General features: G+C 67.6%; 1 protein-coding gene and 1 pseudogene. Both read right to left on the bottom strand.

From position 1 onward, the window contains the following. A partial coding sequence (gene rplB, locus BZL64_RS36705) for a 50S ribosomal protein L2 (protein WP_244205767.1) occupies nt 1-459 on the bottom strand: 459 nt, incomplete at its 3' end. 38 nt (nt 460-497) lie between these two features. Further along, nucleotides 498-587, bottom strand: a pseudogene (locus tag BZL64_RS36700) (50S ribosomal protein L23); the annotation flags it as partial.

The following is a 587-nucleotide window of genomic DNA, read 5'->3' as shown; positions in this document are numbered from 1 at the left end:
GGCGCCGCCACCGGGACGGATCTCGATCGCGTGGATCGTGGTACCGACCGGGATGTTGCGGAGCGCCAGGTTGTTGCCCGGCTTGATGTCGGCCCCGGGACCGTTCTCGACGCGGTCACCCTGCTGCAGGTTGCGCGGGGCGAGGATGTAGCGCTTCTCGCCGTCCACGTAGTGCAGCAGCGCGATGCGCGCGGTGCGGTTGGGGTCGTACTCGATGTGCGCGACCTTCGCCGGCACGCCGTCCTTGTCGTGACGACGGAAGTCGATCACTCGGTAGGCGCGCTTGTGTCCGCCACCCTGGTGGCGAACGGTCACACGACCGGCGTTGTTACGGCCGCCCTTGCTGTGCAGCGGGCGGACCAGCGACTTCTCCGGCGTGGACCGCGTGACCTCGACGAAGTCGGCGACGCTGGAGCCACGACGGCCCGGCGTAGTCGGCTTGTACTTGCGGATTCCCATTTCTCAGTCCTCGTCCGATATCGGACGATCCGACCCGCTTACGCGGTCGGACCGCCGAAGATGTCGATACGGTCGCCCTCAGCGAGGGTCACGATCGCGCGCTTGGTCGCAGCGCGCTGACCGAAACC

It is taken from the genome of Streptomyces bobili (genome assembly GCF_002154575.1).
Lineage (GTDB): Bacteria > Actinomycetota > Actinomycetes > Streptomycetales > Streptomycetaceae > Streptomyces > Streptomyces bobili.
Note: the sequence above shows the minus strand (reverse complement) of the source record. Positions and strands in the feature narration are given on the sequence as shown.